Origin of the sequence: Paraburkholderia flagellata (assembly GCF_021390645.1) — a bacterium.
Lineage (GTDB): Bacteria > Pseudomonadota > Gammaproteobacteria > Burkholderiales > Burkholderiaceae > Paraburkholderia > Paraburkholderia flagellata.
Window position 1 is genome coordinate 99,029 of the sequence record NZ_JAJEJT010000003.1, and the last position, 20,848, is coordinate 119,876.

Annotated in this window: 17 protein-coding genes and 1 pseudogene; 7 read left to right on the forward strand and 11 right to left on the reverse strand. The window is 62.6% G+C overall.

Going from position 1 to position 20,848, the window contains the following annotated elements; all coding sequences use genetic code 11:
• Positions 1-431: 431 nt before the first annotated feature.
• Positions 432-764, reverse strand: a complete 333-nt coding sequence (locus L0U83_RS24135) for a hypothetical protein (protein ID WP_233886708.1) — start codon at positions 762-764, stop codon at positions 432-434.
• Between the two features lie 711 nt (positions 765-1,475).
• On the opposite strand from L0U83_RS24135, the gene L0U83_RS24140 reads away from it, so the two are divergent.
• Complete coding sequence (locus L0U83_RS24140; RefSeq protein ID WP_233886709.1) at positions 1,476-1,799, forward strand: hypothetical protein; 324 nt, start codon at positions 1,476-1,478, stop codon at positions 1,797-1,799.
• Positions 1,800-2,287: 488 nt separating this feature from the next.
• Here L0U83_RS24140 and L0U83_RS24145 read toward each other — a convergent pair whose 3' ends face one another.
• The 6 genes from L0U83_RS24145 to L0U83_RS24170 form a co-directional block, all read right to left on the reverse strand.
• Entirely contained in the window at positions 2,288-3,655 is a 1,368-nt protein-coding gene (locus L0U83_RS24145; protein ID WP_233886710.1) for an FAD-dependent oxidoreductase, read from the reverse strand.
• A 49-nt stretch (positions 3,656-3,704) separates the two neighbouring features.
• Positions 3,705-4,319 carry a PadR family transcriptional regulator gene (locus L0U83_RS24150; RefSeq protein ID WP_233886711.1) on the reverse strand — a complete coding sequence of 205 codons (615 nt, stop codon included), beginning with the start codon at positions 4,317-4,319 and terminating at the stop codon, positions 3,705-3,707.
• Positions 4,320-4,408: 89 nt separating this feature from the next.
• Positions 4,409-6,325 carry an NHL repeat-containing protein gene (locus L0U83_RS24155; protein WP_233886712.1) on the reverse strand — a complete coding sequence of 639 codons (1,917 nt, stop codon included), beginning with the start codon at positions 6,323-6,325 and terminating at the stop codon, positions 4,409-4,411.
• A gap of 319 nt (positions 6,326-6,644) precedes the next feature.
• Positions 6,645-8,330 (reverse strand): class I poly(R)-hydroxyalkanoic acid synthase, encoded by a 1,686-nt coding sequence (gene phaC, locus L0U83_RS24160; RefSeq protein WP_233886713.1) that lies wholly within the window; start codon positions 8,328-8,330, stop codon positions 6,645-6,647.
• Positions 8,327-8,815 (reverse strand): MaoC family dehydratase, encoded by a 489-nt coding sequence (locus tag L0U83_RS24165; RefSeq protein WP_233886714.1) that lies wholly within the window; start codon positions 8,813-8,815, stop codon positions 8,327-8,329. The genes phaC and L0U83_RS24165 overlap by 4 nt, the downstream gene beginning before the upstream one ends.
• Positions 8,816-9,002: 187 nt before the next feature.
• The gene (locus tag L0U83_RS24170) at positions 9,003-9,227 is read right to left on the reverse strand and encodes a hypothetical protein (RefSeq protein WP_233887950.1); all 225 of its coding nucleotides are present in this window, start codon (positions 9,225-9,227) and stop codon (positions 9,003-9,005) included.
• Between L0U83_RS24170 and L0U83_RS24175 the strand changes: the two are divergent.
• Positions 9,205-9,498 (forward strand): annotated as a pseudogene (locus L0U83_RS24175) (helix-turn-helix transcriptional regulator); the annotation flags it as partial. The gene L0U83_RS24170 and the pseudogene L0U83_RS24175 overlap by 23 nt on opposite strands.
• Positions 9,499-9,549: 51 nt before the next feature.
• Here the strand turns inward: L0U83_RS24175 and L0U83_RS24180 are convergent.
• Positions 9,550-10,227 (reverse strand): TetR/AcrR family transcriptional regulator, encoded by a 678-nt coding sequence (locus tag L0U83_RS24180; RefSeq protein WP_233887859.1) that lies wholly within the window; start codon positions 10,225-10,227, stop codon positions 9,550-9,552.
• A gap of 389 nt (positions 10,228-10,616) precedes the next feature.
• Here L0U83_RS24180 and L0U83_RS24185 point away from each other — a divergent pair, with 389 nt between their 5' ends.
• The 5 genes from L0U83_RS24185 to hydA all read left to right on the forward strand — a co-directional run bounded on the left by L0U83_RS24185 (position 10,617) and on the right by hydA (position 17,808).
• Positions 10,617-11,882: a Zn-dependent hydrolase gene (locus L0U83_RS24185; protein WP_233886715.1), complete on the forward strand. Its 1,266-nt coding sequence runs from the start codon at positions 10,617-10,619 to the stop codon at positions 11,880-11,882.
• A gap of 123 nt (positions 11,883-12,005) precedes the next feature.
• Positions 12,006-13,400, forward strand: a complete 1,395-nt coding sequence (locus L0U83_RS24190) for an NAD(P)-dependent oxidoreductase (protein ID WP_233886716.1) — start codon at positions 12,006-12,008, stop codon at positions 13,398-13,400.
• Positions 13,401-13,462: 62 nt separating this feature from the next.
• Complete coding sequence (preA, locus tag L0U83_RS24195; RefSeq protein ID WP_233886717.1) at positions 13,463-14,740, forward strand: NAD-dependent dihydropyrimidine dehydrogenase subunit PreA; 1,278 nt, start codon at positions 13,463-13,465, stop codon at positions 14,738-14,740.
• A gap of 64 nt (positions 14,741-14,804) precedes the next feature.
• Positions 14,805-16,307, forward strand: a complete 1,503-nt coding sequence (locus L0U83_RS24200) for an NCS1 family nucleobase:cation symporter-1 (protein ID WP_233886718.1) — start codon at positions 14,805-14,807, stop codon at positions 16,305-16,307.
• Positions 16,308-16,350: 43 nt separating this feature from the next.
• Entirely contained in the window at positions 16,351-17,808 is a 1,458-nt protein-coding gene (gene hydA / locus L0U83_RS24205) for a dihydropyrimidinase (RefSeq protein ID WP_233886719.1), read from the forward strand.
• A gap of 159 nt (positions 17,809-17,967) precedes the next feature.
• Here hydA and L0U83_RS24210 read toward each other — a convergent pair whose 3' ends face one another.
• The 3 genes from L0U83_RS24210 to L0U83_RS24220 form a co-directional block, all read right to left on the reverse strand.
• On the reverse strand, positions 17,968-18,747 hold the full coding sequence (locus tag L0U83_RS24210; RefSeq protein WP_233886720.1) for a phosphoribosyltransferase: 780 nt from the start codon (positions 18,745-18,747) through the stop codon (positions 17,968-17,970).
• A gap of 54 nt (positions 18,748-18,801) precedes the next feature.
• Positions 18,802-19,572, reverse strand: a complete 771-nt coding sequence (locus tag L0U83_RS24215; protein WP_233886721.1) for a glutathione S-transferase family protein — start codon at positions 19,570-19,572, stop codon at positions 18,802-18,804.
• A gap of 147 nt (positions 19,573-19,719) precedes the next feature.
• Positions 19,720-20,838: a patatin-like phospholipase family protein gene (locus tag L0U83_RS24220; RefSeq protein ID WP_233886722.1), complete on the reverse strand. Its 1,119-nt coding sequence runs from the start codon at positions 20,836-20,838 to the stop codon at positions 19,720-19,722.
• Between the last annotated feature and the right edge of the window lie 10 nt (positions 20,839-20,848).

Below are 20,848 nucleotides of genomic sequence, written 5' to 3' on the forward strand. Positions count from 1 at the left end.
CACAGTCTACGACGCGGACTGATCGCACGGCCCAACGCCAGGCGGAGTTGGGGTGCGGTCGTTTGCCGCAGGGCTCGCCACGTTGTCGTGAATTCGTGTAATTCGATTGCTCAGGTCTCCTCCGCGCGCGATCGGAGTCACGGCGATGCGCCCGGTGTGAGATCGTTCAGGCTTGCACAACAGGCATCGTCCGGACGATTAACCGGCAAAGGTCGTTGAGATTGTCCCAGGTGTCGGGAGTCTCGAACGGATCACGATTCAGTTGCGCGCGCTGCCGCTTCTGATTTCGGCACGGCGATGCTTCACCGTACCGAAACCAGAGCGATCTGTCGCGGGCGGCCGGGGATGCGCGCATGGCGCGCGTTTTCGGCAAGCGCACGACCTCGCGCCGAAACGCCTGGTTAAAGGCTCACGGCGGGCTCACGGCGGGCTCACTGCGCTGGCTCGTAGGGAAGCCCCTGTACGCTCCTGCCGCTGCTCGTCGGGGTCAGAATCGGCGGCTCATAGCCGCCCGTATCCACCGCGAAACCTGCTTTCGTCGCGCCGGTCATGCCGCCCGGCGGCCCGTAGTTGTTCGCCGCCCGTGCAGGACCAGCGCCGCTGCCCGTGCCGGTCACGGCTGGCGGACCGTAGTCGTTTGCAACCGGCGCGGCACGTGGCCTCGCGACCGCGACAGGGGCCGGGCCCGTCGGGGCCGGCGCGTAATTGTTCGCAACCGGCGCAATTGCTGCCCCGGTAGTCGTGCCTCGGACCGACGTGGTCACGTTCGTTGGGGGCGCATAGTGGTCTCCAGTTGGTGCGGGCACCGCCACCGCGCTCACTCGGCGATCTGAATCAGGTGCGTGCGGTGGACCGTACGCGTTCATAACCGGTGCGGGCGGGGGACGTGGCACCATTTCGACCATGGCCGAAGGTGCACTCATGCCCGGTGAGCCGCGGCCTAAAGGTCCGCCAGGTCCGCCTGAACTTGCGCTGCCCGCCGAACTCCCCGCACTCGAGCCGCCACCGGCGCCAGCGCTGCTTCCGCCGGAACTGCCAGCACCGGCGCTACCGCCGGAACTACTACCACCTGAGCTACCTGCGCCGGAGCTACCTGAACTGCTTCCACCTGAACTGCCTGCACCGGAACTGCCTGCACCGGAGCTGCCAGCGCCGGAACTACCTGCGCCGGAGCTGCCAGCGCCGGAACTACCTGCGCCGGAACTGCCTGCACCGGAGCTGCCCGCGCCGGAGCTGCCTGCACCGGAACTACCTGCACCGGAACTGCCAGCGCCGGAACTACCTGCACCGGAACTACCTGCACCGGAACTGCCTGCACCGGAACTGCCTGCGCCGGAGCTGCCAGCGCCGGAGCTGCCCGCGCCCGAACTGCCTGCGCCCGCACCGGAGCCTGAGCCTGACCCAGATCCTGAGCCCGCCCCAGAGCTAGAGCCGGACCCAGAGCCAGAGCCTGATCCCGAGCCCGAGCCCGAGCCGTGGCCACCGCCTGCACCGGCACCCGCGCCTGCGCCGTTACCGCCCCCATTACCTCCACCGTTCCCACCACCGTTCCCACCACCGTTACCACCACCGTTACCACCACCGTTACCACCACCGTTACCACCACCGTTACCACCACCGTTACCACCACCGTTACCACCACCGTTACCACCACCGTTACCACCACCGTTACCACCACCGTTACCACCACCGTTACCACCGTTACCGCCGCCGTTCCCACCGCCATTCCCACCGGCCGCACCATAAGCCGCACCCGACAGGGCCAAAGCGAGCACCCATACCACGGTCTGCTTCATTGATCGGTTCATCGTTCCCCCCATTTCGCGCAAGCCGCTTCAAAAGCCGCGCCTTGTCCGCGCAAACGCTCCGCGCGTTGTTCACCGGGCGCGCAAGCGATGTGCCTCGACACGCTCCCCTGGTGCGCGTCGTCCGCATTGATCAGAAGAACTAGCATTGCGACTCCGCCTGTTATTCGCGGAGCGCAATGACGTAGCGTGCAGAATACGGCGATTAGAAAGGTAAGTTATCCGTCACTTGATTCGCATTGCGAAGCAATATCATTCGTATGATTCACTCGCACAATAAACGAGGCCGCCTTATGTCGATTGTCGAGGCTAATCGTCGCGATGGAATGCGTTGGCGAAGAAATGCTAGCGAATGGCGGTGGTCCGGGACGCCGCTGCAGGGGATGGGCCGCGCGCAAACAAAGGGCTTTCGACCAACAAGCCCTGATTTAACAGGAAGCAGGCGTTGCATACCTGCGCGGGGTCAGGCCCGGCAGTGTGACCTAATGCGAAGCCACTGCGCTTTCTACGTCACTGCCGCGAAAGCGGTTTTCCGTATCGATCATGCGCCGCTTCAGTGGCGGCACATTGTTGACGACACGCATCGCCGTGCGCATCGCGCCGAGCGCGAAGCGTCCGACGATAGGCCGATGGATCGCGTCGCGCTCGTCAAACTGCTTGCGCGATTCAGCGACAGCGTGAAAGCCATAGCGGCGCATTTGCGCTTCATAGTCGGCAACCGCATCCAACAGCGCCAGTTCGCCGCTCGCAACGCGCGCAAGTTGCGAGGCGAGCAGTTGCGCATCACGCAGCGCCGTATTGGCGCCGACGCCTCTGCCCGGCGTCATCAAATGGATTGCATCGCCGAGCACAGTAACGTTCGAGGCTGGCCATGGGTCGACGGGCACCGACGTGCGCACGTCTACGGCAAACGTCGTCGAGAGGTCCGACGCGCGAATCAACGCGCGCAGGTTGGGATGCCAGCCGTCGGTCATCTGCATGGCGAGCGCGAGCCGGGCCGGCGCTTCGAGCTTCATCGGGTCGGCGGGGACGTTGCGGCGCGCGCCCCATACGCCCCACATCAGGTAGTCGCGTGTGTTGTCGTAGAGCAGGCCCGGCCAGCGTTCGATCAACGCAGCGTCGTTGCCGCCGATGCCGGACTTCGCGCCGGCCTGGTCCCAGTTGAATTCCATCACGTGGATGATTGCGCCGTAGCCCTTCGGCGCCGAAATCAGCGTAATGCCGTCGAGTACCTTGGGTGGCAGCAGCGCGCGGCTTTCTTCGGTCATCGGCACCTTGGCCGCGATGCTCACGATGCCGGTGTTCTCGAGCCTCGCGTGCGGCAGCAGTTGCCTTCTCACCTTCGAACGCGCACCGTCAGCGCCGACAAGCACATCGGCGCTCGCGCTCGTGCCGTCGGCAAAGCGCGCAGTCACGCGGCCATTGGCGTGCTGCTCGTATTCGACGAAGGTCTTGTCGAAATGCACGCGCGCTTCGAGTCCCGTGAGCAAGACCTGGCGCAGCGTCATGCGGCTCACCGACTTCCCGCCATCGATCTCGCTTTCGCCGATCCCGACCGACAGCAGCTCCGACATCCGCTCGGTGAGCATGTTGAAGTAGGCTGGCGTGCGCGCACAGGTGGCGAGGAACGTTGCGAAGAGTTCCGGCGGCAGCGCGGCCTTCAGGGCGGCGAGGCCGTGCGGATCGATGCCGACGCGATAGCCTTGCAGGCCATCGACGCGCGTACGATCCCGTTCGTACACCTGAACATCAATGCCTGCACGCTGCAGACCGTGTGCGAGACACAGGCCGCCGGTTCCCGCGCCAATGATCATGACCGAGAGCGGAGTTTGCGGGCTGAAGTGCGACATGGCTATCTCTCCTTCAATGATTCGCGTGCTGCAGGCGTGTCAGACGGGATCAGACGGCATCAGACGGCGGTGCGAAACGCTCGGCGAGTTCGCGCAGCCACGGCTCGCTCCACGTGAGATTGCCGGCTTTCAGGTCGCCCAGGACGCTCGTGATCCAGTCGAGCTCGGTCTTAAGCGTCGCTCTCATGAGTTCGCCTTCGAGCAGGAAAAGGCGGGGCACCTGCATCGCCTCGGCGCCCGCGTACAGAGCGTCCATGCGGGCGAGTTCGCGCGTGAGGGCCGCCACGCGCGTTTCGAGCTGGCGCCGGGCGTCGTCGGGCGGCAGCAGGGGCAACAGCGAGAGCGCCGCCGGGAACGCCGGGAATTCGCGCGCGGGCTGCGCGAGCTGCTCGCGCAGCCAGAGGCGGGCGGTGTCGCGCCCCGCGTCGGTGATTTCATAGATCGTGCGTTCGGGAAACGCGCCGTCGCGCTCCGTTTCCCGTACGGCGATCAGGTCCCCGCGCAAAAGCCGGTCGATCGTCTGATAGAGGCTGTTGCGCTGCCGCACGTTGACGACTTCGTCCTTACCGCGCGCCTTGATGAGCTGTTGCATCCGGTAGGGATGCATCGGCGCCTCGGTCAGCATGGCGAGAACGGCAAGGGCGAGGGGCGAATGTCGGAGCATGGCCGTCTAGTGATCTTGTGGATAGTTATATTGTGACTATATGCCGGCGAATGCAAGGAAGCGCGCTTGCCTCCTTCAAGGGCACGCGGTTACGGGTGCCAGCGATAAACCACAACGCTCGATCCGTTGTAGTTGTCTTTCGTAATTACGTATTCGCCGTTCGAGCGCAGGTACGCGCGAATGCCGTACATCGAATCCACATCGTTGCCGACATCGATTGCCTCAGCATTCGAGTTCGTCAACGTCGTGACGAGACTGCCGGTCGCGAGGTCGAACACGTCGATATTCGGCACCGTATGCACGTAGCCGACGAAGAGATAGTGACCGGCCGCCGCGATCGATTTCGGATTCGGGCTCGTGAGATCGATCACCGGGCTCGGTGCGCTCGTGTTGCCCGATTTCCAGCGGTGATAGACCTCGATGTGCCCGTTCATCGCCGTCCAGTCCCAGCTTCCCGCAATGCCTTGCGCAAGGATCATCGTGTCGCTGTCCGACTGATAAATGATGCGCGTGAGCGGCCGCACCGTACGCGGGATCTGGATCGCACTGGCCGGGCCCCATGACGGTTTGCCGTTCGCGTCGAAGCCCGTCAGCGGGTAGTGGGATATCTGATTGGTACGGTCGAGGCCGGCCCAGACATCGCCATTGCCGTCGACCGCGAAACCGCCCGTCACCTTCGTATTCGTGTTGAACGCCTTGCCCGGAATCGAGCCGTCTGGAGTGGCGATATACCCGCTCGATGGCTGGAAATGAAAGAAGTTGAAGGTGTCGGGATTCTGGCCGGAGGCGACGAGAATGCGGTTGCCGCCCACCACGACGAGTTGGCCGAAAAGCTGTCCGCGCTGATAGTCGCTCATGTTCAGGCGCGGATCCGTCGGCCAGGCGAACGGATCGATCGTGTTCGCGACGAACGTGCCGCCTGACGTACCCGTGTAGATGGTGTTGCCGCTGTAGAAGTTCGCGCCATCCGTTGCCGGGTCGGGCGCTGCGATCGCCTCGAAATTGAGCGCCTGCAAAGTCCACTGCAACGTGCCCGTTGAGTTGTACGAATGAATGTCGGTGCTGCCATTGCGCCCGAGATCCCAGTCGCCGCCCCACGCGTTATTGAGCACGTATAGATTGCCGGCTGCATCCTTGCCGATACCAACGACGCGCGTAAAGCGCTTGTCGCCGACTTGCCCCTTGATGCCCGTCGTGGTGTCGAGATAGCCGCGCTGCACGCCGAAAGTGCCGATCAGCGCCGGCATACCGGTCAGGGTATAACACTTGATGTTCATGTCCGGCCCTTCGTCGCCAACCAGCAACTGATTCGCCGGTGCATCGAAATCGAGCGCCGATGGCCTGGCGCCTGCCGCCATCTGGATCGTGTTCAGCGGAGCGCCAGCCGGACTGAATTGCGCGATCACGCCTGCGTTTTCACGCGCGACCCAGACGTTGCCTGCGCCGTCGATTGCGAGTGCGCCGGGATGCTGGACGCCGATGTCACGCTGCCAGACGCCGTCGGTCGTGTAGACTCGTACGCGGTTGCCGTAATAGTCGCTGGCGTAGAGCAGTGTGCCTGCTGTGGCGAGTCCGGTAATTACGTCCGCGTTCTGGATTCCGGTCCACGTGCTGACTGCAATGCGAAGATCGCGTGTCTTCGAGCTTCGGTTATAGCGGCCCACCGAACCGCTGCCGAATGCGCGGCTGTAACCGAGCGCGACGAAGATCGACGTCGCGTTGCCCGTGATCGCACTGCCCTGAAACTCGTCGTGTGCGCCGATGGTGCCGAGCGTGGCCCCGTTCTGGTAGAGCGCTACACCGCCCGCGTTTTCGTCCCAGCGCGATGACGTGTAGATGACACCCTCGGGCGCGACCCACAACGAGCGCGCGCCGTTGCCGACGTGTGCGGCGAGCGTGCCAAACGTGTTGGCGAGCCAGTCGGTCGTGTATTGCGCGTGACTGGCGGGCGCCATTGCGGCAAGGAAAAGCCCCAGCAACGCTGCGCGAATCCGGGTTTTGCACATGCGCTGTGTCTCTCCACAGACATCACATCGCGATTGCGCGAATCGCGATGCATAAAGCGCACGATATTGAAGCCTCACTATATTCCAGAGGTCATGTTTCGTGCGCGCGTGTCTATGGAGTGTAGTCAGGAAATTGCAATCGGCGTTTCAACCCGTTCATGGGCTTTGATAAGCGATGCGCATCGAATTTGACAAGGGTATGCGCGCTGAGTCGAATAACAAAAAAACACATGCAGGTGGCGGTGCACCTGCATGTGTTTGGAGAGCGATAAGTAATCAGGACCACGTAGCACGTCAAATGACTGCTCGTGTCCGTGACTCAACCCGCACGGGTCTTGACGTAACGCCCGGGCGCGGGCTCGATCGGCCGGAATTTCGTGCTTCCCAGCTTCGTACGCGCCTTGACTTGTCCACCCGCGTGCGGTTGCAGCCACGCGATCCAGTGGTTCCACCATGTACCCGAAGCCTGCTGCGCAGACGCGAACCATCCATCGGCGTCACTTTCAGGATTGCTGTCCACGTCGCCGCCTACCCAATAGCACCGCTTGTTCTTTGTCGCCGGATTAATGACGCCAGCGATGTGTCCGCTTGCCCCGAGCACGAACTGAGCCTCGCCACCCAGAAGCTGGGTGCTGCGCCACGCCGACTTCCAGGGAACGATGTGATCCTCCTGGGTCGCCAGCACGTAGGCCGGCATGTCGACGCGGCCGAGGTCGACCGGCACGCCGCACATGGTGAGCTTTCCCGGCACGCGCAGGTTGTTTTCGAGGTACATGTTGCGCAAATACCAGGTGTACATCGGGCCGGGCAGATTGGTGCTATCCGCGTTCCAGTACAGCAGGTCGAAAGCGGCCGGGCTTTTCCCCTTCAAATAGTTGTTGATCACGTAAGGCCAGATCAGATCGTTGGCGCGCAGCATCTGGAACACGAAGCCGAGTTCCCGTCCTGGGTAGAGGCCGCCACTGCCTATCGCTAGCTCACGCTGCAACACGGTTTGCTCGTCGATGAACACACCGAGATCGCCCGGATCGGTGAAGTCGAGCATGGTCGTCAGCAGCGTCAGGCTCGCAACCTTTTCCTCTTCGCGCGAGCGGATCACCGCAAGCGCCGAAGAGAGGATCGTACCGCCCACACACCAGCCCACCGTGTTGACCTTGTCGGCACCGGTGATCGCAAGCGCGATATCGATCGCCTCCATCACGCCCGATTCCAGATAGTCGTCCCACTTCGTATGCGCAGTTTCCGCATCGGGGTTGCGCCACGACACCATGAATACCGTTTGCCCCTGCTCGACGGCGAAGCGCACAAAGGAATTTTCAGGCTGAAGGTCGAGAATATAGAACTTGTTGATGCAAGGTGGCACGATGAGCAAAGGGCGCTTCGCTACGTGCGTTCCGAGCGGGGCGTACTGGATCAGCTGGAACAGGGCGTTCTCGAAGACAACCGCCCCCTGCGACACAGCTACGTTTTGGCCCACCTCGAAGGCGGCTTCGTCGGTAATCGTAATGGTGCCGCGCGCGAGGTCGCCAAACAGATTGGTCATGCCCGTACGAAGGCTCTCGCCGTTCGACTCGATGGCCATCCGGATCGCCTCGGGATTGGTCGCGGCGTAGTTCGTGGGGCTCGCAGCGTCGATGAGCTGGCGCATGAAAAAGCGCAGCCTGTGCTTTTCGCGTTCGTCATAGCCCGTCGCGCCGACCATGTCTTCGAGCAGGCCCGCATTGGCCTGGTAGCTCTGCCGGAGCAGGTTGTACCAGGCGTTGCTGGTCCACTCGTCCGAGCGAAAGCGTGGGTCGCGGCGTGCATCGCCGCCTGCGGGCTGCGGGTTCAGCATGTTGGCCCACAGCGCCCACTGCTGGCCCCAGTAGCGAGCACCGGCTTCATGCAGTACGGCGGGCGCCACGGCTGCGCTCGCGGGAATGCCGGCCAGCGCGTTCAGGAAGTCTTTCGCCGAGCGGGAAAATCCGTGCGCGACCTCGTCGGGCATATTGAAGAGATTGCTCATGCCCGTTCCAATGCGATATTTGCGACGTCGCCGGGCGAACGCTCTTCGACGGCGCGATCCGCGCGAGAAGTGGGCATGACGAGCGCGTCGCCGTCGATGACAACCTTGCCTTGCACGGTGCAGATGGTGTCCAGCACGACCCGCCGCTTGCCCGGAATGAGTTCGCGTACCGTCACCGTGGCTTGCACCGTGTCGCCGGGCCTGACTGGCGCCTTGAAGCGCAGATTCTGTCCGAGGTAGATCGTGCCGGGGCCGGGCAAGCGGCCAGCGATTGCGGCGGAAATAATGCTTGCACTGAGCATGCCGTGCGCAATGCGCCCCTTGAAGGGCGTTTTGCGCGAAAACTCTTCATCGATGTGCACGGCGTTGTTGTCGCCCGAAGCGCCGGCAAACAGCACGATATCCGCATCGGTGATGGTCTTGGCGAAACTCGCGCTCATCCCCGGTACCAGATCTTCGAAGTCGTATCCTGCAATATCATTCATACGTAATCCTAAGGATAAGATGACCGCTCGACCTGCTGCGGCGTGCGGCGAAGGCGATTCACCTCGCATAGCGGCGCGGAGAATGCTGTCGCGGCCCGACGATCATGTCGTGATTTATCACACGAAATGTCGTCAGTACAGGGTTCGTGGTTGAAATTGCACGATACGGCAAACGCGGATATCGCATTTACGATTGCGCGCCACGGTTTTCATATTCTGCGCCATTGTTTGCTTCGGAATGCCGCGAATAAAAAGGGGCAAGCGGCGCGCGCCACGTCTGCGCGAGCAGCACGCCAGCGAGCGCCACGCCGCCGCCTACGAGATGATACGCAAACAATCGCTCGCCGAACGCGCCGACGGCGAGCGCCGCCGTAAACGACGCGCGATAGCGCAAGCTCTGCGACGCGATCATCGACGCGCCAGACGCGCCCCACGAAGTCGCGCATTGGGCACACGAGCTTGGCATGGCGGAGCGTACGCTGCACCGCGCGTTCCTGCACGAGACCTGCATGACGCTCGGGCGCTGGCGTCGGCATGCGCGGCTCTTTCTGGCGCTCGAGCGTCTTGCGCGCGGCGAGAAGATCGTGACCGTCGCACTGGACCACGGATATACGAGCCAGAGCGCGTTTGCGGCGATGTTCAAGCGGCATTTCGGCGTTGCGCCTTCCGAGTTTTATCGTTGAGATCAACTGCTGCTCATACTCGCCAGCAAGGCGGCGAGCGGCACAATTGTCTTATTGTCCAGGCGAGCGCGCGCCACTGGCGCGCAAGATCAATCGCACCACTTCCTCGGTGCTCGCCTCGAAGCCCGCAGTTGAAAGCGCGCGTTTGCCCGAGAGCGCGCGAATTTGCGCCTCAAAATCGGCATAGTGCTGCGTGGTCGCCCAGATCATGAATAGCAGCGTCTTCGGATCGACAGGTGCAAGCAGTCCTTCAGCAATCCAGTGATCGATCAGCTTCACGCGTGTTTCCATCCACGGCTTCACGCGCTTGAGCAGGATGTCCTGCATATGCGTCGCACCACTAATGATTTCGTTCGCCCACACTTTCGAGCCAAGCGGCCTGCGCCGTGAGAGTTCCATCTTCGCGCGCACGTAGCCGCCAATGGCTTCAACCGGATCGTCGCTCGCGTCGAAGGTGTTGGCGGCCGCGTTCCATTCCTCGAACAGATCGTCGAGCACGCGCCAGTAGAGCGCGAGCTTGGTCGGGAAGTAGTAGTGCAGATTCGCCTTCGGGAGGCCCGCGCGCTCCGCGATCAGCGCCGTGCTCGCGCCTTCGAACCCGCGCTCGGCGAACACGGCTTCCGCGCAGGCGAGCAGATGCGCTTCGTTCGACTCGCGAATGGCCGCTTTGCGCCGGCGCGGCTTGTGCGTTGCGTCAGCGGCTTCCCGTTCGTGCGCCGTGCCGCGCATCGCGTGGGTCGCGGCTCGCGTGTTGGGTTCGTCGTCGCGCATGGTGATCGGTCCGTTCAGAAGGGTAGAGGCGGCGTGCGGCTCCCGCGCCCGTGACGGCTTCATTGTAGTCACGATGTAAGCGCCTCGTGCATTCGCCGCACTCGGGGAAAACACGTGGGCCGGCGAGGGCCTTTTCGCGCACTGCAGCATCGATGGCACGCTTCTCGCTGGTAACACCGCATTGAATTCGCGAAGTTTATCGGCTACAACCTGTCCAATCGGACAGGATTCGCGGGGCGAGGTTTCTGGAATCACGAAGGGCCATCGAGGCGTGCACCGCCATGGCTCTTCCCGCCCCAGAAGGTGGCACGAATGCACGTTTGACGAACACGCACAGGAGGACACGCATGAACGCAGTAAGCGAAGCCGCGCTGACGACCGCGATCCACGTGAACGGCCAGCGTTTGTGGGACAGCCTGATGGAGATGGCGAAAATCGGCGCCACGCCCAAGGGCGGCGTGTGCCGTCTCGCGCTGACCGACCTCGATAAACAGGGGCGCGACCTCATCGTGCAATGGGCGAAGGAGGCGGGCTGTACGGTGAGCGTCGACCAGATGGGCAACGTATTCATGCGCCGCGCGGGGCGCAACAACGACTTGCCGCCCGTGATGACAGGCTCGCATGCAGACTCGCAGCCTACGGGCGGGCGTTTCGACGGCATCTATGGCGTGCTGGGCGGGCTCGAAGTGATCCGCTCGCTCAACGATCACGGCATTCAAACCGAGCGCCCAGTTGAAACCGTGATCTGGACCAACGAAGAAGGTTCGCGTTTCGCGCCAGCCATGGTCGCCTCCGGCGTGTTTGCGGGCGTCTTCACGCTTGACTACGGACTTTCCCGCAAGGATGTCGATGGCAAGACCATCGGCGAGGAATTGCGGCGTATCGGCTACGCGGGCGAACTTCCATGCGGCGGGCGCAAGATTCACGCGGCGTTCGAGTTGCATATCGAGCAGGGGCCGATACTGGAAGCCGAAAACAAGACCATCGGCGTCGTGACGGACGCACAGGGCCAGCGCTGGTACGAAGTCGTGCTCACGGGGCAGGAAGCGCACGCGGGCCCCACGCCCATGCCGCGCCGCCGCGACGCGCTGCTGGGCGCTTCTCGCGTCGTGCAGCTCGTGAACGAAATCGGCCTGCGCCACGCGCCGCTAGCCTGCGCGACGGTCGGCATGATGCAGGTGCATCCGAATTCGCGCAACGTGATTCCGGGCCGGGTGTTCTTCACCATCGATTTTCGCCATCCGCAGGACGACGTGCTCGCGCAGATGGACGCCGAGCTGCGAGAAGGCATTGTGAGGATTGCAGAGCAAGGCAGGCTGGAAACGCAGGTCGAACAGATTTTCTATTACGCGCCGGTGCCATTCGACAAGGCCTGCGTCAACTCTGTGCGCGCGGCGGCGGAGCGCTTTGGCTATTCGAACCGCGAGATCGTTTCGGGCGCGGGCCACGATGCGTGCTATCTCGCGACGGTCGCGCCAACTTCAATGGTATTCGTGCCTTGCATCGACGGCATCAGTCACAACGAGGTCGAGGACGCGACGATCGAATGGATCGAGGCGGGCGCGAACGTGCTGCTGCACGCCATGCTCGAACGCGCGAGCGAACCCGGCTGACGCCGTTGACGCGAACGCAAGCGGCCTGAGAGCCGCGTTGTCTTTCCCGTTGTCCCCACGTACCGGCTGTGCGCGTCCCGCACAACCGGCGGATCCGTGTTTTGCCTCGCAAGGAGCACCCGGATGTCCCAGCCCAACTCGAATGCCGCCGACGGCATCGCGCCTGGCCGCCTTACCGCCGAGCAGCTAGGCTGCAACTTCGCCGACGTCGCGCCGCCGCTTTCCGCCAACGCAGCTGTCATTGCCGCCGATCGCTGCCACTACTGTTACGACGCGCCGTGCGTGGCGGCCTGCCCGACCGGCATCGATATTCCGGGTTTTATCCGCAAGATTGGCAACGGTAATCTCAAGGGCGCGGCGCGCGATATTCTGGGCGCAAACCCACTGGGCGGCTCGTGCGCCCGTGTGTGCCCAACCGAGATCCTCTGCGAAGGCGCGTGCGTGAGAAATCATCAGGATGGCGAACCAGTTCGAATCGGCGCGCTGCAGCGCCACGCCACCGACTTCCAGATGGCACGCGAGGCCGAAGGCGCGCCCGCGCTCTTCAAGCGCGCCAGCGAGACGGGCCGCCGCGTTGCCGTGGTCGGGGCCGGCCCGGCTGGGCTCGCCTGCGCCCATACGCTTGCGCTTGCCGGGCATCGCGTGAGCGTGTTCGACGCGCGTGAAAAGCCGGGCGGCCTCAACGAATACGGCATCGCGGCGTACAAGGTCGTGGACGACTTTGCACAACGCGAAGTGCAATGGCTGCTTTCCATCGGTGGAATCGAAATACGTCAGGGCCAGCGTCTGGGCCGTGACGTCACGCTCACGGAACTGCGAGCCGCGTATGACGCCGTGTTCATTGGCGTGGGCCTCGGCGGCACGCAATCGCTTGCCATTGAAGGCGAAGCGCTCGATGGCGTGCTCGATGCCGTGGAATTCATCGCACGCCTGCGCGAAGCCGACGATCTCTCCACGCTGGCCGTGGGCCGCAAGGTGGTGGTGATCGGCGGCGGCAATACGGCCATCGATGCCGCCGTGCAAAGCCGCAAGCTGGGCGCAGAGCAGGTGACGCTTGCGTATCGGCGCGGTGCTGCGCAGATGAGCGCCACCTGGGCCGAACAGGAATTCGCTCGTTCGCAGGGCGTGGCGCTGGTCGAATGGATGAAGCCACTGCGCATTACCGGCGACACCCGCGTGCAGACCGTGGAGTTCGAGCGCACCGCGCTCGATGCGGGCGGTGCGTTGCGCGGCACCGGCGAAATTGTGCGTGTGGAAGCCGACATGGTGTTGAAAGCCATTGGTCAAAAGCTCTTGCCTGAAGGCCTGGTTGGTCTCGATGCCCTGCAACTGACCGCAGGCGGCGCGCGCATTGCCGTCGATGCGGATGGTGCGACCTCCATCGAAGGCGTATTTGCCGGCGGCGACTGCGCAGGCCACGGCGCCACCGACCTCACAGTGCAGGCCGTGCAGGACGGCAAGCTCGCCGCTCGCGCAATCGACCGCTACCTCGCGGCTCAGTCCGCCAAAGCGGCTTGAACGGCGCAGCTTGAGCTACGCGATCAACACATCGAAACCAGACAATACGAAGGAGTCGCATCATGGCCGACCTGCGCTGCACGATTGCCGGCATTGAATCGCCCAACCCGTTCTGGCTCGCGTCTGCGCCGCCCACCGATAAGGCTTACAACGTCAACCGTGCTTTCGAGGCGGGCTGGGGCGGGGTAGTCTGGAAAACACTCGGGCTCGACCCGCACGTGGTGAATGTGAGTTCGCGCTACGGCGCCACCACGTGGCGCGGTCAGCGTATGGCGGGGCTGAACAACATCGAGCTCATTACCGACCGGCCGCTTGCCGTGAACCTTGAAGAAATCGCGCAGGTCAAGCGCGACTGGCCCGACCGCGCGCTCATCGTTTCGCTGATGGTGCCGTGCACCGAGCAAGACTGGAAGTGGATCCTGCCGCAGGTGGAAGACACCGGCGCCGACGCGGTGGAGCTCAATTTCGGCTGCCCGCATGGGATGAGCGAGCGCGGTATGGGCGCGGCCGTGGGACAGGTGCCCGAATACATCGAAATGGTCACGCGCTGGGTGAAGGAGGGCACACGCCTGCCTTGCCTGGTCAAACTCACGCCCAACGTCACCGACATACGCCATGGCGCGCGCGCGGCGATGAAGGGCGGCGCGGACGGCGTCTCGCTGATCAATACGATCAACTCGATCGTCGGCGTCGATCTCGATGTGATGGCGCCGCTGCCCACCGTGGATGGAAAAGGCACGCACGGCGGCTACTGCGGCCCCGCCGCGAAGCCCATTGCGCTTCACATGGTCGCGGAAATCGCGCGCGACCCGCAAACACACGGCCTGCCCATCTCAGGTATCGGCGGCATTTCCGACTGGCGCGACGCGGCAGAATTCATCGTGCTGGGCGCGGGAAGCGTGCAGGTTTGCACCGCGGCGATGCATTACGGATTTCGAATCGTCAGCGACATGATCGATGGGCTCTCCAACTGGATGGACGAGAAGGGCTACGCGAATCTGGACGCCATTCGCGGGCGCGCCGTGCCCAACGTCACCGACTGGCAGTACCTGAACCTCAACTACGACATCAAGGCGCGCATCGACCAGGACCGCTGCATCCAGTGTGGCCTGTGCCATATCGCCTGCGAGGACACCTCGCATCAAGCCATCACCGCCACGCGCGACGGCAAGCGCCACTTCGAAGTGGTCGACGCAAATTGCGTCGGGTGCAATTTGTGCATGCATGTCTGCCCGGTCGACCAATGCATCACGATGGAGCGCGTCGACTCGGGCCGCTACGCGAACTGGACCACGCATCCGAATAACCCTGCACGCGTAGCCGATCCGAAAGCCGCTTGACGCATTGAAACAGCACTGAGCTGAACCGAACGAAACCAACGACAAGCCACGGAGAACCGCAACCATGAGTCAGCCATTGACAGGCGACGCCATCGCGCGCCGCGCCGAAAGCGAGCTATACAACGACGATCTCGCGCCAACCGGCGCTGCGCAACGCACGTGGCGCTGGTATCACTTCGCTGCGCTCTGGGTGGGCATGGTGATGAACATCGCCTCATACATGCTTGCGGCCGGGCTCACCGAGCAGGGCATGTCGCCGTGGCAGTCGGTGCTTACGGTGCTGCTCGGCAATCTCATCGTGCTCGTGCCGATGCTGCTGATCGGGCACGCAGGCACGAAATACGGCATTCCCTACGCGGTACTGGTGCGTTCCTCGTTCGGCACCCAGGGCGCGAAACTGCCCGCCATGCTGCGCGCCATCGTGGCGTGCGGCTGGTACGGCATCCAGTCGTGGTTAGGCGGCAGCGCAATCTATACACTCGCCAATATCCTCACGCACAACGCGCTGGTGGGCGACGCACTGCCGTTTCTCGGCATTTCGATCGGGCAGGGCGCGTGCTTCCTCGTGTTCTGGGTGCTGCAACTCTATTTCATCCTGCACGGTACCGATTCGATCCGCTGGCTCGAAAGCTGGTCCGCGCCCATCAAGGTCGTGATGTGCGCGGTGCTCGTATGGTGGGCCTGTTCCAAGGCAGGCGGCGTGGGATCGATGCTCTCGCAACCTTCCCAGTTCGCCGCGGGCGGCAAAAAGGCAGGGCTCTTCTGGGCGACGTTCTGGCCAAGCCTCACGGCCATGGTGGGTTTCTGGGCGACGCTCGCGCTCAACATTCCCGACTTCACGCGCTTCGCGAAAACGCAAAAGGACCAGTTCGTGGGGCAAGCCATTGGCTTGCCAATTCCGATGGCGCTGCTTTCGGTGGTTTCAGTGGTCGTGACTTCGGCGACGGTGGTGATCTACGGCAAGGCGATCTGGGACCCGATCGATCTCACGAGTCGCATGGAAGGCGTTGGCGTGGGCATCGCGCTCGTCATCCTCACACTCGATACGATGTGCTGCAATCTCGCTGCCAATCTCGTCGGCCCGGCTTACGATTTTTCCAGCCTTTGGCCCAAGGTTATTTCGTACAAGGCAGGCGGGCTGATCACCGCGGGCATCGCCATCGTGATGATGCCGTGGAAGATTCTCGCTACCACGCAGGGCTACATCTTCACCTGGCTCGTCGGCTATTCGGCGCTGCTCGGGCCCGTGGCGGGCATTCTCATCGTCGATTACTTCCTCGTTCGCGGCACGCGCCTGAATACTGCCGAGCTATTCGAGGAGAACGGCGAATACGCTTACTCGAACGGCTGGAACCTGGCGGCGGTGATCGCTCTGGTGCTGGGCGTGCTGCCCAACCTGCCGGGCTTTCTCAACACCGCGTTCCCGAATGTGTTTCCCTCCGTGCCCGACGCGTTCAAGAGCATTTACACCTATGCGTGGTTCGTGGGGCTCGCCATTGCGGCGATCGCGTACGGCGTGATGATGAAGCTCGGCAAGAGCCGGCGCCCGAGCGTTGCGAGCGCGTAAGCATTGCAGCGTGAAATCGTTCAACTGAAGGAGACTTGGCATCATGGCGATCCTGATTCGAGGCGGCACCGTCGTCAATGCGGACAAGAGCTGGCGTGCGGACGTGCTCTGCGAAAACGGTGTGATACAGGCCGTGGGCGAAAACCTTGATGCGCCCGCGGGCGCAACCGTGGTCGACGCGGGCGGCCAGTATGTGATGCCGGGCGGCATCGACCCGCATACGCACATGGAGCTGCCGTTCATGGGCACGACGGCAAGCGACGACTTCTACACGGGCACGGCGGCGGGCCTGGCGGGCGGCACGACGTCGATCATCGACTTCGTGATTCCGAGCCCGAAACAGCCGCTCATGGACGCGTTTCGCGAATGGCGCGGCTGGGCCGAAAAGGCTGCCGCCGACTACGGCTTTCACGTGGCGGTGACGTGGTGGGACGACAGCGTGCATCGTGACATGGGGCTGCTCGTCAACGAACACGGCGTGTCGAGTTTCAAGCACTTCATGGCGTACAAGAATGCCATCATGGCCGACGACGAGATTCTCGTGAACAGCTTTGCGCGCTCGCTCGAATTGGGGGCGTTGCCTACCGTGCATGCCGAAAACGGCGAACTCGTCTTCCAGTTGCAACGGCAGTTGCTTGCGCGCGGGTTCACGGGGCCGGAGGCGCATCCGCTTTCGAGGCCGCCCGAAGTCGAAGGCGAGGCGGCGAATCGCGCCATTCGCATTGCCCAGGTGCTGGGTGTGCCGGTGTACATCGTGCACGTATCGGCGAAAGACGCGCTCGAAGCGATTGCCCGCGCACGCAGCGAAGGGCAACGCGTGTTCGGTGAAGTGCTCGCCGGGCATCTGGTGATCGACGAGTCCGTCTATCGCGACCCTGACTGGACGCGCGCCGCCGCCCATGTCATGAGCCCGCCGTTCCGGACGAAAGAGCATCGCGACGCGCTCTGGCGCGGCCTTCAAGGCGGCTTGCTGCATACCACGGCAACCGACCACTGCGTGTTCTGCGCTTCGCAGAAGGCAATGGGACGCAATGACTTCACAAGGATTCCGAACGGATGCGGCGGTGTGGAAGACCGCATGGCGGTGCTATGGGATCAGGGTGTGAACACGGGCCGGCTTACGCCGAACGAATTCGTGCGGGTGACCTCCACGAACGCCGCGCAGATCTTCAATCTGTATCCGCGCAAGGGGACGGTGGCCATCGGCGCCGACGCAGATCTCGTTGTGTGGGATCCGCAGGCCACGCGCACGATCTCGGTGACGACGCATCACCAGAACGTCGACTTCAACGTCTTCGAGGGCATGACAGTACGCGGCGTGCCCACGCACACGGTCTCGCAGGGCGAGCTTGTGTGGGCGAACGGCGATCTGCGCGCGCGGCGCGGCGCCGGGCGTTACCTGAAGCGGCCTGCGAATCCCGGCTATCTGCAGGCGTCGCGGCTCGCGAAAAGCCTGAAGGAAACGCAACCCGTGCATCGTGAGGGCGATGCGTCCAACTAGGCGCAAGAGCCGAGGTATCAGCTTGGGGAAGGGCCGGTGCAGGAAATGGCGTAGCCGATGTACCGGTCCTTCAGAGCGCGAATCCGCGATATTTGCGAACCGGTTTGAACCTATTTGCGTGGGATAAGAAAGGCGCCGCACAGGATCGGCGATCAATCACTAGTCAAAAGAGCTTATTCTGAATCGTCTTTGATTAATTGTTTTATAGACGATGACAAATGGAGACTCGCTCAATATGGCACTGATCAGGGATTCGTTGTTGCAATAGATTTCTTCGGGTCCAACGGTACGGACGGCATCCATGACTGAGTGATAGTCGCCGTTGAATTCCACACGACAATCCACCCTCCATTCCTCTTTCAGGTTCAACGGGTAGGCGGAATCGTCGATGGCCAATGTCTTTTTATAATGCTGGTCTTCCAGCAGTGCCGCTTCCGCCTTCACGAAATCATCGAGGCACTGTCGGCTGGTCACATACCGCTCCCATGGCAATACTGCGTGCACTGAAGAGCAGTCTTTGCAGTGATGCGCTTCCGTTCTACTGTTTGCGTGGTGTACCAGTGTCAGCACCCTGATGAAAGACTCGTCTTTAACAAAGGAGAGCAAATAATCGTGGCAATTGGCCAGCGTATGTCCCACACCGGCAACATCGTCCACGAGCAGGATTCTCTTGCCTTCCTTGATGCAGGCGTCGACAAGCTCAAACACTTTCTTGTTATTGATTTCGGCCCTTGCTTCCTGGCGATCGTAGTGCACAAAGTCCACGGGTAGGCCCAACATCTGCGAAAGCATCAGGGCAGGTATGGCGCCTCCGCGCAAGATGCCGAGTATCAAACCCACATTTTCTTGAACCAGTTGCTCTCTTTTAGACAGGCAAAAAGTTTCTATGTCGTCGTAGCCATAGAAGTAGACGGGGAGTCTGGTGAACTCAGTGTTCATCTAATTTTGCTCCATCTTAAGGACGAGAATTGAGCCAACGTGGCTTGACTTCACCTACAGCGATAGCGGCAACGCAAGATGCCGCGCGTACATCAGATCGCGATGTTCAAGCAAAACAGGATCCAACGCCGCGTCGGTCTCCGGATCCCGTGTTTCGAAAGCGGTCCTCACGCTCGCGTCCATTGGACACACGTCGTGCGGTAGCGGGCGGAGGAGCCCGAGAACGCTGGCACTGTAGATATCGACCGCGGTCACTGTATTGCCGATGTAATACGCAGACCCTGCCTCCCGCTGCGCCTTCAAGCGCGCGCTCAGCATCACCAGCAAGGCCGTCACGCGGCCGGTCGCAGCCGCACCGGCCTGCGGACTGTACCCATACTTCTTGCCCAGATATTTCGCGACCCGGTCGGGGAAACCACCGCTATTTTGCAACCCTGCATGAATCAACTGCAAACGGCGAGACCACCCCAAACCGCTCTCACCGCATAGTTCATGCGCGAGGCCGAAGGCCAGCGCACGCTCGGCGGGGTCAGCCGGCAGCAACGAAGGCGTGGGGACCAGGCGCTCCGCGAGCAGAAGAATCTCCGCCCAACCGCGGCGCGGGCGCTCCTGGCCGACCATGAGCACAGGCGCGCTCAGTTCCCCGGCCCATTGCTTCAGTGTCTCGCTGTCGTAGGCGAGTCGCACGGCAGCCCACTCGATACCCTTGATATGCAGGATGCCCTTGGCCGCTTCGCTCCAGGGACTCGGAACGCCGCCGATCACGACCATGCGCAGGCCATCTCGCTGGACTGCTGTTTCGACATCGATATATTCGAGCGGCATCAGACTGCTCCCTCAAGGCTCAGTCCAGGTCGATTCCTGGACTACTTTGCGCGAACGCATCACTGTACGCTATGGGGCCGTCGTTCGAGCGACAGTTTCGGCAGTGACGCGAGCGAATAGCCCGGACCGAACGTCACGCCGAAAGCGTTATGGCGTGTGCGGCCCGCTGCCTTGCTTGAGCGTCGGATCGAGCAACGCATTCTTTACGTTAAGTGAAGACGCTTGCCCGAGATTTGCGTAGTCTTTTGTGAGCCATACGTCCGCCACTTTGCGTCCGCGCTCGAACAGCGTTTTGAGCAACGGCCAGGACGTGCTGCTCTTGGAGACGAAGCCGAACTGCGCGAGAAAGTCGTCGTCGCGAATCAGGTGAAACCGGACCGTCTTGTAGCCGCTTTTGCTCGCGGCCTCCTCGCCAACCGAATCGAGCACGCGGTTGACCGCTTCGATCGCGTTGATCTCCAGCACGACGGAAGCGTTGAAACCGATTTCGTTGAGCCTGTCCAGAATGCCGCGAGCGTTTTTCGGTGGCATGTCGTGACGCACGAACGGATTCACGAGGATCAGAATCAGGTCCTGCGCATGGGCAATCAGCGGCGCCAAAGGCGGATTGCCCAGATAGCCGCCATCCCAGTACGGCAAGCCGTTGACATCCACGGTGCGGAATTCGCTCGGCAGGCACGCGGAGGCGCGCAGCACCTCGACGGAAATTTCGGGCTGCGTAAAGATGGCGCGTTCGTTGGTTCGTACGTTGGTCGCGCAAATGAAAAGCTGCGGAGCGCCGCTCTTCGTGTTGAGCGCAGAGAGATCCATTTCTGAAAGTGTGGAGCGGATCAGCGGGCCGAGCGGATCGCGATAGAGGGGGTTGTTGTAAGGCGAGGCGACGAGTCCCACGACCTCCGTGAAGATGGCACCGGGACTCCAGTCGATGTTCCAGCCGCCGAACGGCCCAGGCTCGGAAAAGCCGAAGAGTGCGTTGCCGGCCAGCGTCCCGGCGCGCGATACCGCTTCCCAGAAGGCGCGTAGCATCTCGCGGGCTTTCGTTGCGCCGCCATTGGCAAGGCCCGCAGCGCAGAGGGCTGCGTTGATTCCGCCCGCGCTCGCGCCGCTGATCGCTTCGACACTGAATGGCGTTCCCTGCGAAGTCGATTCGAGCAAGCGATCGAGCACGCCCCACGTGAAGGCGCCGTGCGAGCCTCCGCCCTGCAGGGCGAGCGCGACTTTGGGGCCGGACTGTTGCACGCCGCTCGGGGATTCCTCGATCGCCATGGCTCTTCTC

Excerpts from the sequence above, each read along its gene's own strand:
- phaC (WP_233886713.1), bottom strand. The coding sequence starts at position 8,330 with ATGAGCAATCTCTTCAATATGCCCGACGAGGTCGCGCACGGATTTTCC.
- L0U83_RS24180 (WP_233887859.1), bottom strand. The coding sequence starts at position 10,227 with ATGCGCGGCACGGCGCACGAACGGGAAGCCGCTGACGCAACGCACAAG.
- hydA (WP_233886719.1), top strand. The coding sequence starts at position 16,351 with ATGGCGATCCTGATTCGAGGCGGCACCGTCGTCAATGCGGACAAGAGC.
- L0U83_RS24145 (WP_233886710.1), bottom strand. The coding sequence starts at position 3,655 with ATGTCGCACTTCAGCCCGCAAACTCCGCTCTCGGTCATGATCATTGGC.
- L0U83_RS24155 (WP_233886712.1), bottom strand. The coding sequence starts at position 6,325 with ATGTGCAAAACCCGGATTCGCGCAGCGTTGCTGGGGCTTTTCCTTGCC.
- L0U83_RS24165 (WP_233886714.1), bottom strand. The coding sequence starts at position 8,815 with ATGAATGATATTGCAGGATACGACTTCGAAGATCTGGTACCGGGGATG.
- L0U83_RS24185 (WP_233886715.1), top strand. The coding sequence starts at position 10,617 with ATGAACGCAGTAAGCGAAGCCGCGCTGACGACCGCGATCCACGTGAAC.
- L0U83_RS24170 (WP_233887950.1), bottom strand. The coding sequence starts at position 9,227 with ATGATCGCGTCGCAGAGCTTGCGCTATCGCGCGTCGTTTACGGCGGCG.
- L0U83_RS24215 (WP_233886721.1), bottom strand. The coding sequence starts at position 19,572 with ATGCCGCTCGAATATATCGATGTCGAAACAGCAGTCCAGCGAGATGGC.
- L0U83_RS24150 (WP_233886711.1), bottom strand. The coding sequence starts at position 4,319 with ATGCTCCGACATTCGCCCCTCGCCCTTGCCGTTCTCGCCATGCTGACC.
- L0U83_RS24200 (WP_233886718.1), top strand. The coding sequence starts at position 14,805 with ATGAGTCAGCCATTGACAGGCGACGCCATCGCGCGCCGCGCCGAAAGC.
- L0U83_RS24210 (WP_233886720.1), bottom strand. The coding sequence starts at position 18,747 with ATGAACACTGAGTTCACCAGACTCCCCGTCTACTTCTATGGCTACGAC.
- L0U83_RS24220 (WP_233886722.1), bottom strand. The coding sequence starts at position 20,838 with ATGGCGATCGAGGAATCCCCGAGCGGCGTGCAACAGTCCGGCCCCAAA.
- L0U83_RS24190 (WP_233886716.1), top strand. The coding sequence starts at position 12,006 with ATGTCCCAGCCCAACTCGAATGCCGCCGACGGCATCGCGCCTGGCCGC.
- preA (WP_233886717.1), top strand. The coding sequence starts at position 13,463 with ATGGCCGACCTGCGCTGCACGATTGCCGGCATTGAATCGCCCAACCCG.